This window comes from Plectonema cf. radiosum LEGE 06105, assembly GCF_015207665.1.
In the GTDB taxonomy this organism is placed as follows: domain Bacteria; phylum Cyanobacteriota; class Cyanobacteriia; order Cyanobacteriales; family Nostocaceae; genus Rivularia; species Rivularia radiosa_A.
Map to the genome: position 1 here is coordinate 1 of NZ_JADEWL010000015.1, position 15,521 is coordinate 15,521.

Here is a 15,521-nt window from a genome sequence, read left to right on the forward strand (position 1 = left end):
GGGTAATAATTTCTTACTTCTAACTCCTAATTCCTAACTCCTAACTCCTAACTGTCAACTGTCAACTGTCAACAAGCTTGCTGTGCTTGGCATTTTTCACATAAGCCGAAGAATTCTAGAGTGTGATAAAAGATTTTGAAATTTTGCTTGCTTTCTAATTCGGTTTCTAGTTGATGTACTGGACACTGGTTGATCGGAATTGACCTACCGCATTGCAAGCAGGTTAAATGATGTTTGTCCTGTTGCGCTAAACTGTATAGGGCTTCACCATTAGATAAAGTTCTTACTTGTACTAAGCCTTCGAGTTTTAGGGCTTCCAAAGAACGATAAACTGTAGCTAAACCCATACTTTGATTGCTATTACGCAGTTGCACATAAATATTTTGGGCGGAAATGCTTTGTTTACTGGTTTTGAGCAGGGTTAAAATCCGCTCTTGGCTGCGGGTACGTATGGGTTTCATAAAATATAACTATTTAAATAACAGTAAGAAATAATTTCTATTACCATGGCTACTTTTTAATTTACTTCAATCATTTGAGAATATCATTTACATTTAGTGACCTTAGAAAGATATAGTATACCCAGAGCAGCATTGGGGTAAGATTAAATGTCAATTAAATATCAAGCTAAAATTTTTGTAACTCTTCGTCCTTCAGTTTTAGATCCCGCAGGTGTAGCAGTCCAATCCGGGCTAAAGCAGATGGAATACAACAACGTTGAACAAGTACGGATTGGGAAATACATCGAATTAACCATTACCTCTGATTCGGAAAATGCAGCCCGTCAAGACTTAGATAAAATATGCGACAAAATGCTCGCAAATCCCACTATTGAAAATTACCGCTTCGATTTGACTGAGGTAGAGTCGGTTATTGGAGCAGTCTAAGAATTTTGGATTAAAAATTAGGAGTTAGTTGACAGTGGGCAGTTGACAGTTATTGATTACCAACCTTTAACCTTTAACCTTTGACCTTTGACCTATTTTAACAATCATGAAATTTGGTATTGTTGTTTTTCCTGGTTCTAATTGCGATCGCGATGTTGTTTACGTAACGCGAGATATTCTTAATCAACCAACTCGTATGGTTTGGCATCAAGATACTGATATTTCTGATGTTGATGTGATAATTTTACCGGGTGGTTTTAGCTATGGGGATTATCTTCGTTGTGGTGCGATTGCTCGGTTTTCTCCGGTGATGTCTTCTGTAATCGAGGAAGCACATAAGGGTAAGTTTGTCTTGGGTATCTGTAATGGTTTTCAGGTATTAACTGAAGCTGGGTTGTTACCGGGTGCGTTGATTAGAAATCGAGATTTACATTTTATCTGCGATCGAGTTGCGCTAAAGGTTGAACGTAACGATTTACCCTGGACACAAGGTTATCAAAGCGACGAAAACATCGTTTTACCTGTAGCCCATGGGGAAGGAAGATATTACGCGGATCAGAAGACTTTGGCTGAGTTGGAAGATAATCATCAAGTTGTATTTCGCTACGGTGATAATCCCAATGGTTCGTTAAGAGATATTGCAGGTATTTGCAATCGTCAAGGTAATGTGTTGGGAATGATGCCACATCCGGAGAGGGCTGCTGATGCGATGTTGGGTAGTACTGATGGGTTGAAGTTGTTTGAGGGATTATTGGAAAAGGTTTTGGTGGGGGTTTAATTAAGTTTGATAGGAATTAATGAAGTATATATTTTTAAACGCAGAGTCACGCAAAGTTAAGCGCGGAGGGACGCAGAGTTTTTGGACTAATATTAACTAAGCTAAATGCAGTCTAAGCATTTGTAATCAAAAATTTCTAGCTTCAAGTTGATCTCAAGTAGCAATATTAATATTTATTCTACGTTAAATTGCGGTAGCGTCTGAGTAGAGATAAAGATTACTTATTAAGTAGTTACTGTTTGTGATGTTGAAATAAGTAGGAGCTACCGGGGTGAATATTCTACAATCGGGGAATAATGAGTTAGTTTATGTAGATTACAGCGACTTATTAGATAAAATTTTACAAGTGTTGAGAAATCCACAGCATGAGAATATATTTAAAATATCGACCTGTAAACAAAGGTTATTAATTAATATCAATCATGTTGCGAATCAGGTTGCTATTTTAGCAATAAATAGTCCTTTAGGTGCTTCTAGTAACAGTGCGAAAACTGCTACGGTGAATTTTAGTCCTGGTTTTGCAGAACAGTTTCCTGTACAAATTAGGGAAATTAAGGATTGTTTAGAAGATTTATTAGCATTTCAAGTTGAGCAGCATTCATTATCAATTCAGCAGTTTATAGAGGATTTAACTACAGATTTACAGAGATTTAAGGGCAATAGTTCTAGTTTAGATTTTAGTTATGCTTTTGGTAGTTATAATAATTTGCAAAAGCAGCGTTTAACTGTATTAGGGAAGAATGAAAAAGGCAAAGAACTTTTACGATTTCACAAGTTAACTATCAGCGTACAAAAAACTAAAGAATTTGACGAGCAGTTAAGAGCGGGTTTAGAGAAGTATATCAAAGCTGAATTTGGTGATAAAAGTGAAGCTGAGCGGGAAGATTTGAGTTATATTCTGGATGATTTGTATCAAGATAAAGATAAGTTAGAATCGGATTTTTATAAACTTAAACAAATTATCGATAGAGAAACTTTAGGAAAACTCAAAAAACAAGCACAAATAAATTATTTGGAGTTTCTGCATGAGAATTTGAATGTAGATACTGGTAGTAATAATGCTCAAGCTGTGGTTTATTTACAAGATACTATCAGACGTTTGCGTTTAGTAGATGAATATATCAACAATATTAATAAAGCAGATGGTGATTATTTAGTAAGTTATGCAGGAGTTTCTTTAAATTATCGAGATATTTTTTCCCGTGGTGAAGCTTTTGATAGTTTACCGATTATTCCCAAGGTAGAAGGTTATTTAGGAGAGACAAAAGACGAAGAGAAGGGAGAAATTCAGTTTATTTTTGGTTTGAAACTCAAGTTTGATGGGAAAGTACAGGCTTATGGTGGTAGAAATGTATTTGAATATTATCTCAATTTACTTAATCCAGATAGTAAGGAACATCAAGATGAATTAAATGATGAGTTGCAACAAAAATCTTTTGCGAGCAAAATTTTAAGAATCGTTTTTTTATATTATCTGATGTTTGCCTATCGTCCGAATTCATCAACGGATGTTAGTAATCAAAACCCTGAATTAGAATATAACCCAATTCCGGTATTTGATCAAAAGGTAATACCAATTCTCAAAGGTGATGATGATGAAGCAAAACGGAATCTTTTTAGAGGAATGCTCAAGGGTTTTGAAAAGTATGATATTCAAAATAAAATTACAATACTCAAACAATCTTTAACCAATCTAATTAAATCAAAACGAAATTTCCCTACTAGAGAATATCCTTTACATCTTTCTGTGGGTAAAAGTATCCTGGAAAAGGATATTGAGGAGATATTTAATCAAAATACATTTTTTAAATCTGTTTTGAGGGGTAATCCAAAACAACTTCTGAAATATATATCTATTGGTGAAGCGAGTACTAAAATAAATACCCTTTGCTCTCTCCCTGCTAAAATCACTATTAATGACATTCATTATGCTTCTTCTGATGAATGTCAAAGTTTTAATATGGAGTACGATATCACAAATATTCGTGCTTTACCTGTATTGTTTTTACCGTTTCAAGATAAGAAGTGTCAGGATGTTTATAATCAAAGCTTAAAGCACCGTAAGTTAATATTATTCCCATACAGATTAGAAGACAATCAATTAGATTCTCAACAATTATTCATTTATAATTTTAGTTTTTCTTTATTAGTATATATAAGCTTAAAAGTATTTTTACCTGAAAAACCCAAATTATTTATCCCGATTTTACGATTACATTTACATAATAAAGAAGACAATACGACTATAGAAAAGTTTATTGTCTCTTTATCTAAAGTATTATCTCATTTATTAAATGAGGAACATCGTTCTAATTCTCAAGGTATAGATATTAGGAATTTAAAATATAAATTACCTAATGTTTTTAGTTCCCTATATTCAGTGCTTCCTAAAAAGTTTACTTTTAATCATGGTTTAGAATCGCCCCAAGAAGTAAATAATTTAGTCATCATTATAGTATCAAGTCGAGAAAGCGATAGAAGTTGGAAAGGTTCTCAAAAAATTTCTAACGTTATGGGAGAAATTTTAGGTTTTACTTGTCAAAATGGTGTTATCAAGATAAAACTAATCAAAACTTTTTCTGATAACTACCAACAACAACAATTATTTACCCATCCGACTGTAGTGATTGATGAAGTTGCTAAGCTTTATCAACAAGGATACAAACGCTTTATTTATATTGCTAAAGCACCTTACACTAGCAGTTTATATATGACTCAAAAAGACGAAGATGATGGACTTTTCTTTATGTCACGGGAAGTCATCCGAGCTTTTAAAGCTAAACACGATAATATTAAAATTTATCCGATGTTTTTCGATAAATATTATGCTAGTAAGTTTCCTGGGAAAATTGGAGTTAATTCGTTGTATATTCAAGATACAGTAGAATTATCATCTCTTGTTGATGACCCTAGTAAAAAATCTGTAGTATTCTTCAATTTATTTAATGGTGTCACTATTGGTAAAGGTGCTGAACGTAATTACAATGGTGTAATTTCTTATGCTACTTTTGCAAATATTTATAAGGGCATTTTGGATGATGAAGATATTTATAAAGGTTTGATTTTCAATGGTACTTTGAAAAATGAAATATTACAGTTATTGACTTTGTTTCACTTTTCACGGTACGAAAAAGCTCAAGATATCAACGTCAAATTAAATCCTTATGAAAATTTAATCGGTGATGAGTCGGTTGGAACACTTTGTTTATTTAATCATATGAGAGGAAAGTCGTTTTTTAACTCATTAGCATTTTTAACTGAAGTCAAGAAGATTTTAAATGTACGGGAGAGTGATTTAAGATAAACTATCTATTTGTTAACGCAGAGTCACGCGGAGGTTAGCGCAAAGTAACGCAGAGTTTTTTGGGAATAAAAAATCAATAAATTAAATCAGGATGTCATCTAAAATATCAGAAGAATTAGGACGTTTATTTGAAGTTGGTTTTAATATTGGAATTCTAACTTATATTAAACAGAAGCAGATAAGGCATAATTTTGGGAATTTATATCTGGAGGAATTGCAGCAATTAAAGTTTCCCCAAATGCTCAAGGGTATTGTTAGTCAGGTTATTAGTACTCTTGAAAGAGAAATGGTACAAAAGTGGAGTACGTTTTATCTCCAAAAAGGTTTCTTCTGTGGATTAAATTTTTTTGCCGAATATTTACAATCTATCGGTTGGAGTGAAGCACATAAAATCCGCAATTTAGAAATTTTGTATTATCAATGTCAATTTAGTGGTGATAACAGTATTGGAACTTATGAAGGTAGAAATAAGATACAGTGGTTTCAAGAAGTTTTACGTCAATTAGATAATTTTACTTCAGATGATATTGAACGTTATCAAAAACAATATTTTTGGGAAGGTTTAGATTTAGGAAAAAAAGGTGAATTTGTCAATGCAGATACTTTAATCTTATTGCGGTATCGTAAACAATTGAGAATACTTTGTGTTGATTTATCGATATTTTCAATTAATTCAAGTCAAGAACTAAAAAATCTTGATTTTGTGGAAATTTTAAGAAATTTATTAATTAGAGATATTAGTTATTTACGCTCAAAAAGTATTTTTTCACAACTTCGTATCGATACACAATCTTTAGGTTTTGAATTTACTGATAATTTGAAGAATTATTTTACTGCATTTAAGTATAAAGATAAGGAAAGCGCTAAATTAATCCAAGCTGGTGGTTATGCTTATAGTTTCTATCACTTTCTTAAAGAAAATAACATCATCCATTTTGAAGATAAATCAATAATATTTAATGCTGTGGGATATAGCGATAGAGGGATAAGTGCTATGTCTGTAAAGCCGGATAATTTAACTGTTTTGCAGAATTGCTATGAAATATATACCCATGATTCAAGTATTAGAGAGATAAATCAAGCTCGTAAACAGGTTTTAAATTGTATTAGACGCAGTGCTTATAGTAGTTTTATTAAAGGGAAGAATTTTGTTGATGCTCTGTTAGATATTCCTGCTAATAATACAACTAATGTCATTCATCAAGAGCGAGTTGAAGGTTTTTTTAATTCTGTGGATAAAGTACCTCAAAATTTAATCGATAAACTAGGATTAACTGGAACTTTAGATTTACGAAATGCTCATGCAGAATTAATCAAAAAAGAACTGATTTCCGACTCTAATTATATCTTTTTAACAGGTAATCCTGGTATCGGTAAAACAACCGCGATCGCAAGTTTTCTCAAAAGTCATGTAGATGAGGGTTTTCTCTTTTTTTATGTTAGTCCCCGTAAGCAAGTAAATCTAGATATTATCGAAAAATTTCAGGATAAAAATTCCAATAAATTATGCGATGACAGAATTTTAGCGATTAATAGTTATAGTAATTTAATCAGCGATAATCAAGGAGAGTATACGGTTCAGTATGTATCTAATCAACATCAAGGAGATTTTAGATTACAGTCAGTACAGTTTTGCGACAGTCGAAATATTGAATTACGTTTACGACGTGCTGAGCGACTTAATAGAAAAACAGAAGATATCATTCAAGATAAAGGAAAAAGCAGTAAAGGTGTATTAAATAGCATTTGTGAAGCAATTTCCACAGTTATAGAACATCAAAAATCTCAGAATATTATCGCAACAGTTTCAATTCAATCTCTGAAAAAAACATTTGATAATAGTGATACTTTAAAACACGTTGAGAAAATTTTTAGAAATACTTATAACGATAGAGAAGATATTGTCATTCCCGAAAGAATGAAAGCTATTTCTCATAAAATAAAGCATTTATTCATCATGATAGATGAGATAACTGGAGATGATAGTGGTGTTGAGTTTTTACACGGTATCCATAAGATTTTAGATAAATATAAATTGACGGATTCTCAATATAGTTTTAATACAAAAGTAATTATTGCTGATGCTTCTATAGTTGATAAAAACGTCATAAATCAACATCTTGCCGATAAAACACCAGAACCAGATAAAATATACTTTCGTAGAACTAATGATATATCTGAACCTCTTTCCATCGAACATTTTGTATTCAAAAATTTACCATCTACAATCATCAACGCTAATTCTTATCCAGCTAAAAGTTTATCAATTACATATAAAACTATAGTTGAATCTCAACTTTATGTAGAAAAAATTCGACTTGAGGATAAAAATAGTTTAATTAAAAGTCTCCAAAAACAGATTCTTCAAGATATCGAAATTTTATTAAATAGTTCCGCAGTTGAACAAATTATAGTTTACATTCAAGATAAACAACGATTAGGTGAATTGATTGCAAAAATTAAACAACAAACAGCAAAATTTCAACCTTTTGAAGATTATATCGAAATTCATGCCAATATCTCAGAGTTAGAGAAAGAGCAAATTAATCAATGTAAAAATCATGTCAAAATCGTTTTTATGACAGCTTCCGGAAGTCGAGGTTTATCTTTTCCCCAAGCCAAACATATTTTAGTAGAAATTCCTGGATTTCAAATTGAGAAAAACCTCATGGAAGTCATTCAGGTAATATACAGAGGTCGGGGAAATGATAAAATTGATCATCAAGATAAACAACTCATATTTTACTTAAGTCAAAAGTCAATTTACTATCAAGATGACTTTGAAAATCAACAATTAGCTTTACAAGAAAGCGTATTATCGTTATTAAATATATTATTAATTTTAAAAGCTTCTATCAATACCAGAATTTTTGGTCATGGAAACATCAGTAGAAACAAATTTATTGTGATTCCTATCGGTGGTAAATCAATTTTTACTGCTGGTGAAACATTTTCTACTAAAATAGCAAATCTCATCAAACAGTTAAAGCAAGAGCATCGTAGAAATAGAAGTGATACTTTAGTCGAAAACGTTTATACAAGTTTAGAACAACTTTTGGGTACAGCAGATTTCACTGTCAGAGATACTGTTAATTTAAATTATCTTGATTTGTTTAAAACCTTTAACAATAGCTTTGCAAAAAATTGTAGTAGTTTAGATAAATTATTAGATTTTGGCAATATTGAATTAGCATATATCAGCGGAAGTTTATTAATAGTACCTATTCCTCAAAACACTTTAGAAGAAACTTATCAAATGCGAGTTTTGGATATAGCTACTTACGTTAATCAAAAATTATGGCAAAATATGCAGATTATTAGCCATAGTAAATCATATCCCCAAAATTTACGTTCTGCTATCAAAGATGCTATAGAATTAATTTATAAACTCAAAGAACAAATTAATAAAACCCAATATCTCGAACAATTTAGCAAAAATTTAGACCAATATTATGCCTTACCATTATTTATATTTATTAGTGGTGAAGTACTAAAAGAATATTTTTCTAACCAACCAGAAGAGCCTGAAGACGAACGTTTTCGCGATATTCTCGCTGCTTATATCCGCTTACTTTATCCCGTTAATAATATTTTACCGATTGGTGATAAGTATAAAGAATTTCCATTTGTGCTTTTTAGAAGTTACAGTTTAGGAGAAATCAGAAAAAAGAGCTTTACAGATAAGTATTTGTTGACTTCCAATGAATTAAATGTACTCAATTTAATTCTTTCTCAAAAAGATTCTTAAAAGGTTAGAGGTTAGAGGTTAAAGGTTAAAGGTGTTACATTACTCTTAATCAGAAGTTGGGTTTTTACAACAATTTATTTAGTTAATTATAGATACTAACATCAAAAACCAGACTTCTAATAATTCCTAACTAACTAACATTAGGTGACGATTTTTTATTGGTTTTTCACAACAACCTTTACACTAAAATTAAACCTTTTTGTTTTTAGAAATGCTTTCTATAACTCCCAACTACCAAATCATTTGGGAAAAACTCCCCGATGACTTTGTATTAGAAAACGAACCAGTGGATAATATCAATCAACCATTACTTGCTGCTGCGTTAACTGAAAGTTTAGAAATTGCCAGTAAATTACCCGAAAATTCGCTGATTACTACTAATTACGGCATCTGCGCTACAGTAAATCAAAAGATAGTTGTAAAAGCCCCAAATTGGGCTTATGTACCTAATATTACTGTTTCCCGACAGCAAGTAAAACGCAGTTATACACCACAACTTCAAGGCGATATTCCCGTTATTGTAATGGAATTTCTTTCCGATACTCAAGGTGGGGAATATTCAATTAAACCTACTCACCCTCCGGGAAAGTGGTTCTTTTACGAACAAATTTTAGAAGTTCCTAATTATGTCATTTTTGAACCAGATAGCGGTGAAATCGAAGTTTATCAATTAGATGATTCAAAACGATATTATCTGCAAAAACCCGATGCTAATAATCGTTTCTGGATTGCTCAAATGAATTTATTTTTAGGAGTATGGGAAGGAAATAGAGAAAACCGCACTGGTTATTGGTTGCGATGGTGGGATGAAAATAAAAACATTTTACTATGGGGTTTAGAAAAAGCCGAGCGTTTAGCAGCACAGCTTAGAGCAGCTGGAATTGAACCGGAAATTTGAGAAAATACAAATAGACATCTCCGAAAAAGAATGTAGAGACGCGAAATTTCGCGTCTCTACAAGGTTTCTGGATGACGCATAATTAATTTCCACCAGATGTCTAATATATAAATATGGCTACTACACTTCAAACTATTAAGGATTTTTTAAACACCCTATTGCTTCTAACAAACCCTTAGCCTTATTCAAAGTCTCCTCATACTCCTTCTCTGGCTCCGAATCAGCCACCAAACCCGCACCCGCTTGCACCATCACAGTATTATCCCTAACTACCATCGTCCTAATTGCGATCGCGCTATTTAATTGACCTTCAAAATCATAATATCCATAAACTCCCGAATAAACCCCGCGACGACTAGGTTCTAATTCGTGGATAATTTCCATCGCTCGTATTTTCGGCGCTCCGCTAACTGTACCCGCAGGAAAGCAAGCTTTGAGCAAATCCCAAGCATTTTTACCCGGCGCTAATTTACCCACCACGTTACTAACGATATGCATAACGTGAGAGTAACGCTCAATCTTCATTAACTCGTCAACTTTAACACTACCATTTTCACAAACCCGTCCCAAATCGTTACGTCCTAAATCTACCAACATCACGTGTTCGGCGACTTCTTTGGGATCTTTTAATAAATCTTCAGCAAATGCTGCGTCTTCCTTCACCGTTTTACCTCTGGGACGAGTTCCTGCAATCGGACGCACTGTAGCAACAACTCCATCTTCCCCATCGCTTTGGGCTTTTACCATCACTTCCGGACTCGAACCGATAATTTGCCAATCTTTAAAGTGGAAGTAACACATATAAGGTGAAGGATTTATCTGACGCAGCGAACGGTAAAGCGCAAAGGGATCACCATTATATTCAGTTGACAATCGCTGGGAAACAACAACTTGAAAAATATCACCAGCTTTGATATAATCCTTAGCCTTTTCAACACTTGCACAAAATTCTGCTTTCGTAAAATTGCTTTTATACTCCCCAGTTCCCTTGACATTTCTGATTCCCGGTGGAGTCCATTCCATAATGGTTTTTTCCCCTGGTAAAGGTTCACACAGCTTGTTTACCATCCCAGAAACCATACCACTTGCTTTTTCGTAAGCCGCCGGTAAATCTACATTCGAGCCACGCAAATCTGCATAAGCAACCGCCCAAATTTTCCGCTTTACCTGGTCAAAAATCAACAGGTGATCTACCTGCATCCACAACCCATCGGGAATATTTCGCTCGTCTTGCGGATGAACCTTTACCCGTGGTTCAATCCAGCGAATTAATTCATAACCCCAAAAACCAAATAAACCATTAATTCCCGGCGGTAATTGAGGTAAATGAACTGGCTGCAAAGCTGTCAAACATTCGCTTAAAGCCTTAAAAGGATCGCCTTCAAAAACTACCTGCTTTCCATCTCGGAAAGTTTGAATTGTTTGATAGGTATCGGCTACATTTCCTTGATTTTCACCCGTAGCTTCTAAAATCCATAAAGGATCGCAACCCACCCAACTATAACGTCCTAAATTCTCCCCACCTTCCACCGATTCCAGCAGAAAATTATAAGCATGACCAGCACATACTTTATACCAAGCCGAAACAGGTGTATCCAAATCAGCCACCCATTCTTGATATACCGGGACAAAATTACCTTGTTTTGCTAACTCGCAGAATTCAGAAAAATCGGGGAAAATCACAGTTATCAGTTATCAGTTATCAGTGAACAGTTATCAGTTATTAGTGAACAGTTATCAGTAAGCAATTATTATTTCTCGGTTAAACATGACATACAAGAAAAGAAATACAGTTTTAATATCTCAACCGATTATCTATTCCCCATATTTTGTGTTTAATTCCCGATAATATTAACAGTTAACTGTTTATTGTTCACTGTTCACTGTTCACTGTTAACTGTTCACTGTATCAATTAAGGATTAGGAGCGTCAAAGGGTGTTACGCCACTAAACTTAAGTTTTGCAGCACTGGGATTGTCGCCAATTTTACGGGCAACAAAACGTACTTTTTCGCGCCCTTCGTTGACCTTCTCAGGGAAAACACCATCAGCCGGATGTAAATACTGAATTTCACCACTGGGATAAATTCGGTAAATTTTGTAATCAGTAATTTTCATTTTCCGGAACATAGCGCCCAAAGCAATACCGTACTCTTTACGAGCAATTTCCAGCATATTTTCGCCTTCAAGCATCACCGCAGAGCCACCAGTAGGCATTTCAAAAACCTGTTCCTTGGGACTAGTCCAAGTAATCGCGTACTTTTCCTCTTCTTCCGCTTTTTTGAGCAAGCCGCCAGTGCTGCCACCAAATTTTGGAGTTTGTCCAGAGAGTGTTTGTACCATAAAATTTTCTCTCAACGTTTTTAGGGCATCGTAACACTGCGACCGGGGTCATATTGCGATTACGTTAGGAAGTTTAACAGTTCTTAGAAAAATGATAGTTGTTGGTTGATGGTGGTTAGTGGTTAGTTGATGGTGGTTAGTTGATGGTGGATAGTTGATGGTGGATAGTTGTTGGTTGATGGTGGTTAGTTGATGGTGGTTAGTTGTTGGTTGATGGTGGTTAGTTGTTGGTGGTTAGTTGTTGGTTGATGGTGGATAGTTGTTGGTGGATAGTTGTTACTAAGAATTAACATGAAGACCTTTAACCTTAGACCTTTAACCTTAGACCTTTAACCTTAGACCTTTAACCTTAGACCTTTGACCTTAGACCTTTGACCTTAGACCTTTGACCTTCACTTGCTCCCAACCATCAAAAGCCTCTCCTCCTGACTTCCTTCAATGCTGGGTACAGTGAAGTGAAACTTGGAACCTTTATCTTTACCCGATGATTCTGCCCAAATTTCTCCTCCCCAACTTCGGATTATTTGACGACAAATTGCTAATCCTAACCCTGTTCCCCCGGTGGTACGTCTTAAGGCTCCTTCTTCTTGATAAAAACGGTCAAAAACGATTTCTAAACGATTGGGTTCTATTCCTCGTCCCGTGTCAGCGACGGTAACTTCAACCATTTTATTGCCGTTGGAATTTGCTTTGATCGTAATTTTTCCGTTGGGGGGTGTGAATTTACAAGCGTTATCTAGAAGCTTGGCTAGAACTTCCACTAACCAATCACCATCTGCTCTAATTAAAGGCAAATTTTCTGATATTTTGATGGCAACTTTCGGGAGGTTTTCCAAACTGCTGCGAGCCTTAATTCTGCTGATTGATAAATCTACGCATTCTTGTAAAGTCAAAGTTTCTGGATGCCATTCAATTCGACCGCTTTCTAAGTTGGAAAGAGTTAAAAAATCTTGAATTAGTTTCCGCATTCTTTCTGAGTCGGAAAGTGCGGTACTAAGCATTACTTGACGCAATTCTAAAGGCATATCTGGTTCGGTTGCGAGGCTTTCCAAACATACCTGAATTGTGGAAAGTGGAGTCCGCAGTTCGTGTCCGGTAATGGCGATCAAGTTGCTGCGAGTGCGGTCTAATGCTTCTAATTGTTGGTTAAAATCTTCTAAATTAGCGTAGGCTTCGGCTTGGATTAAAGCTGCTCCAATGGAAGTAGCTATGGCTTTCACCAAATCGAGTTCATCCGTTTGCCATTCATGAGCTTGATTGCGGCAATATTGTAACTCTATCATCCCCAACATTCGCCCCTGAAACCATACGGGTTCCATCAACCAGGAACGAATCCCAAATTTTTTCACAAAATCCCTAAGTACCCTCGAATTTTGAATGCGAGTGTCTTCAAGAGTATCTGAAATACAAACTCCGTCCCCTGCTTGTACCACTTCTTGAAACAACGGATTATTTTCTAATTCTCTAGTTTCTCCCAACAGCGAGGAAATACCAGAACTCAAAAATTCGTGTTCAATGGTAGCGCTCATATCCGCAGCCTGAGCGCGGTAGATTAAGCAACGACTCACTGCTAAGTTTTGTCCTAATTCTTGTACCGCGACTTGCAATACTTCTCGCGGATTTAGCGATCGCCTAATTGCAGTACTAATGGAGTTGACTAAACGTTCTTTTCGTGCTTGGGCGGCAATTGACCGATAAGCTTTGTGTAGCTTATATTGACTAGCTTGTAAATAAGTAACTAAGCGCTGCACAAAAGGGTTGGTATCAATGTCGCAAGCATATTCGTTAGTTTCGTCTACAATTTTTTGATTATAATTATCTCCAATCCTAAAGCGTTGACGCGCTTGCTCAATTTTTGAGGCTAATTCCGGACGATAAATAAGTATTTTGTCTAATAACAAGTCCGCCGCTTTTAAGCTAACTCCCCTTTCCGCCGTCCAAATTCCCTCAAACCTTCGCGCTGTATCCATATCAATACTGGGAATCAATTCTGGGAAATCTTTTTTTACTATGGAAGTTGGGTATTCCCGGCAAACTAAGCAAGTAGCATAATTAAAAGCAATCACTACCAAATGCCATTCTTGAGCAAGAGCATCTTTTGGCTTAAAAGCAACCTTTTCGTAATGTTCCGAACTGTTGCTAAAATCTGTTTCTGGTGCAGATAAAACGTATATTTGATTGCTTATTTGCGCCAGCCGCTGATAACGATGAGCTTCTTGACGATAAAATCTCTCCCTTTGAAAGCTGGCAATCACTAAAGGCTGCTCCATTGTCGCAGCCAAAACTTGATCTTCCATCGCGTGGGAGAGCGCTGTCAATGAAGCTTTAAAGTATATTTGGGGTCGCAGGTACGGTAAGACCTGTATCAAATCACTCAGCACGGAAGTCGAAATGCTCATGGATGTCGTTAAGGAGCCACTATCTGGATTTAAATCCACGTCACAGCTGCATTTTACAAACTACAACGCCGTCTCAGATCAAACAAACAGTTGCAATTTGTAAAGAATATTTCATAAATTTAGAGAGCCATAGCAGCTAACAGTCGCTAAACCAGCCGTTGGGCTGACAATTTCTCAGAATGAGAATATTCTACCCTACCCTCTGCTGATATTTAGACAAAAGAATTTATTGGTACTGCTGTTTGTAAACAGGCTTACTTAGATAATAAAGCTGATTTTTTTGCAACGACTAACTAGGTATACACAAATAAATTTGATTATGTAACAAAATGTAAACCCTTCTCAAGGACTTATTTCTACTCCCTACTCCCTTGCGATCGCGATAAATTTTTCTATTCACCTAATTTACCAATATCAGCACTTGCGATCGCGTTCACACCTGTGGCGTGCGGATCAGCGTGACGCGGTAGCTTCATTATTGTCACGGGCATCCCTGCCCGTCCGAGTCTGCCTTATAATGCTGTACGCTAGTTGCATAATTTTTAAATACTTGAAAATGCTATGATTGCTACTTTTTATATCTAATTTTATAGTCATGAAAAACAATGTAATTTATGATGATTTTGATGATTTTTCTGACCTGTTCTTTTCATTGAATCAATTGATATTTTTGTTTTTTCATTACATAATTTATCTCATATTTGTACAGCAAAATATTGTTACCAAACTACATATAATCATCAAATATATTGCGAAAAAAGAATATTTAATGTAATATTACTTTGTCGATGTTTTTGATGGTCAAGCTAATGGTTTGAATCTAGAATTAATGCCCGATGAATCTGCTTATTAAATCGCAATAAAGTCAAGAATAAATACTTATTCACAACTTAATTACGATGAAGTAGTAAGCAATGGTAGCGGCTAATAATTAGATGCCCGAAAGCGTTGAGGTTTGATTGTGCCGTTCAGTTCCCAACACTTTGCGATGGATATAGATGCTCCCGACTGCTGGCTACCCCAAAAGGCTATTAAAGCAAAACAAGGCATGGCATATTTACCCGATAAAGAACCGCTTGAAATTATCATTTTCTATAGTTTGAGAAAATTTGAGAAAAGATAATGCATATGGGTTAATATGCTTTATTCCCCACAAAATTGGTGA

The 15,521-nt window shown here is 35.0% G+C and carries 10 protein-coding genes; 5 read left to right on the forward strand and 5 right to left on the reverse strand.

Going from position 1 to position 15,521, the window contains the following annotated elements; all coding sequences use genetic code 11:
* Positions 1-68: 68 nt before the first annotated feature.
* The gene (locus IQ247_RS07075; protein WP_193918458.1) at positions 69-461 is read right to left on the reverse strand and encodes a Fur family transcriptional regulator; all 393 of its coding nucleotides are present in this window, start codon (positions 459-461) and stop codon (positions 69-71) included.
* A gap of 147 nt (positions 462-608) precedes the next feature.
* Here IQ247_RS07075 and purS point away from each other — a divergent pair, with 147 nt between their 5' ends.
* The 5 genes from purS to IQ247_RS07100 all read left to right on the forward strand — a co-directional run bounded on the left by purS (position 609) and on the right by IQ247_RS07100 (position 9,615).
* Entirely contained in the window at positions 609-887 is a 279-nt protein-coding gene (purS, locus tag IQ247_RS07080; protein ID WP_193918459.1) for a phosphoribosylformylglycinamidine synthase subunit PurS, read from the forward strand.
* A gap of 106 nt (positions 888-993) precedes the next feature.
* The gene (gene purQ / locus IQ247_RS07085) at positions 994-1,665 is read left to right on the forward strand and encodes a phosphoribosylformylglycinamidine synthase subunit PurQ (protein ID WP_193918461.1); all 672 of its coding nucleotides are present in this window, start codon (positions 994-996) and stop codon (positions 1,663-1,665) included.
* Between the two features lie 271 nt (positions 1,666-1,936).
* Positions 1,937-4,969 (forward strand): hypothetical protein, encoded by a 3,033-nt coding sequence (locus tag IQ247_RS07090; protein ID WP_193918463.1) that lies wholly within the window; start codon positions 1,937-1,939, stop codon positions 4,967-4,969.
* Positions 4,970-5,060: 91 nt separating this feature from the next.
* A complete protein-coding gene (locus tag IQ247_RS07095; RefSeq protein WP_193918465.1) occupies positions 5,061-8,717 on the forward strand; it encodes a P-loop NTPase family protein in 3,657 nt (1,218 codons plus the stop codon).
* A 211-nt stretch (positions 8,718-8,928) separates the two neighbouring features.
* A complete protein-coding gene (locus IQ247_RS07100; RefSeq protein WP_193918467.1) occupies positions 8,929-9,615 on the forward strand; it encodes a Uma2 family endonuclease in 687 nt (228 codons plus the stop codon).
* A 135-nt stretch (positions 9,616-9,750) separates the two neighbouring features.
* Here IQ247_RS07100 and trpE read toward each other — a convergent pair whose 3' ends face one another.
* From trpE to IQ247_RS07120, 4 genes are all read right to left on the reverse strand, one after another.
* Complete coding sequence (gene trpE, locus IQ247_RS07105) at positions 9,751-11,298, reverse strand: anthranilate synthase component I (RefSeq protein ID WP_193918469.1); 1,548 nt, start codon at positions 11,296-11,298, stop codon at positions 9,751-9,753.
* A gap of 230 nt (positions 11,299-11,528) precedes the next feature.
* Positions 11,529-11,957 (reverse strand): photosystem I reaction center subunit II PsaD, encoded by a 429-nt coding sequence (locus IQ247_RS07110; protein WP_193918471.1) that lies wholly within the window; start codon positions 11,955-11,957, stop codon positions 11,529-11,531.
* Between the two features lie 392 nt (positions 11,958-12,349).
* A complete protein-coding gene (locus IQ247_RS07115) occupies positions 12,350-14,356 on the reverse strand; it encodes a DICT sensory domain-containing protein (RefSeq protein ID WP_193918603.1) in 2,007 nt (668 codons plus the stop codon).
* Positions 14,357-15,280: 924 nt separating this feature from the next.
* Complete coding sequence (locus IQ247_RS07120; protein WP_193918473.1) at positions 15,281-15,445, reverse strand: hypothetical protein; 165 nt, start codon at positions 15,443-15,445, stop codon at positions 15,281-15,283.
* Between the last annotated feature and the right edge of the window lie 76 nt (positions 15,446-15,521).